General features: G+C 59.0%; 2 protein-coding genes. Both read left to right on the top strand.

The window, feature by feature from the left end:
* The first annotated feature begins 55 nt into the window (after positions 1–55).
* On the top strand, positions 56–370 hold the full coding sequence (locus tag AACO21_RS16645) for a transposase (RefSeq protein WP_346193643.1): 315 nt from the start codon (positions 56–58) through the stop codon (positions 368–370).
* Positions 367–1,188: an IS3 family transposase gene (locus tag AACO21_RS16640; RefSeq protein WP_346193642.1), complete on the top strand. Its 822-nt coding sequence runs from the start codon at positions 367–369 to the stop codon at positions 1,186–1,188. Before AACO21_RS16645 ends, AACO21_RS16640 begins: the two co-directional genes overlap by 4 nt.
* Positions 1,189–1,216 lie beyond the last annotated feature (28 nt).

Here is a 1,216-nt window from a genome sequence, read left to right as displayed (position 1 = left end):
TGTATTGACCCAGTAAAAACCTGCTCAGGTGTTAACCTTGAAGGAGTGACCCGAGATGAGCATGGTGATGGAAGAAGAAATCAAGCGTTGGACGGCCAAGCGCAAGAGCGCGCTGGTCATTGAAATACTGCAAGGCAAGACGACGGTGGCCGAGGCAAGCCGGGCATTTGACCTGCCGCCATCGGAAATTGAAAGCTGGGTTGACGATGCCAAACGCGGCATGGAGAACGCCCTGCGCACCAACCCGCTGGACATGCGGGAGCAATACGAAAAGCAACTCAAGGAATTGCAGGCAGCCTACGGCGAAGCCATGCTGGAGCTCCGTGCCAGAAAAAAATTGCAGTCCCTGCTGGGCGAGGAAGACAAGTGATCGAGACGATCCACCAGGGACTCATGGCCGACGGCATTCACGTCTCGATCAGCAAACTGTGCCGGTGGTTCGCCATACCACGCCGGAGCGTCTATTACCGTCCGGTGAAGGCCACGCCGAAGATTCAGGAAGCACTGGCGGCGCCGATCAAGCAGATGATCGAGGAGAATCCCTCCTTCGGCTACCGCACCGTCGCGCATCTGCTCGACATGAACAAAAACACAGTGCAGCGCATCTTCCAGCTCAAGGGCTGGCAAGTGAGAAAGCGGCCCGTTGGCTTTCGGCCCAGAATCGAGGCCCGGATCTCGGTGGCGACGCGGCCGAACGAGCGCTGGGCTACGGACATGTGCCGGGTCTGGGCCGGGCGCGATGGCTGGGCGGTGCTGGCCCTTGTAGCTGACTGCCACAGCCGCGAACTGCTGGGCTGGCATCTGTCTCGTAGCGGCAAGGCCAAGACAGCGGAATCGGCGCTGGAGCATGCATTGATTGCCCGCTTCGGCACCTTGGGGCGAGTCGAGGCGCCGTTCTTATTGCGCTCGGACAACGGCCTGGTCTTCACGAGCCGCAGCTATACCGCCCTGGTGCGCAGCTATGGCTTGCGGCAGGAGTTCATCACGCCCCATACGCCACAGCAGAATGGCTTGATCGAACGCCTGATCCGGACATTGAAAGAGCAATGCGTGCATCGCCATCGCTTTGAAAGCTTGCAACACGCCAGTCGTGTGATTGGTGACTGGATCGAGTTCTATAACCGCCGGCGACCGCATCAGTCGCTCGGTATGAAAACCCCTGCTGAGGCATTCGCATTAGCAGCGTAAGTTGAGCAGGTTCTGCTGGGTCAATACA

It is taken from the genome of Dechloromonas sp. ZS-1 (assembly GCF_039649255.1).
Classification (GTDB): domain Bacteria; phylum Pseudomonadota; class Gammaproteobacteria; order Burkholderiales; family Rhodocyclaceae; genus Azonexus.
This window is presented reverse-complemented; position numbering and strand designations above follow the sequence as displayed.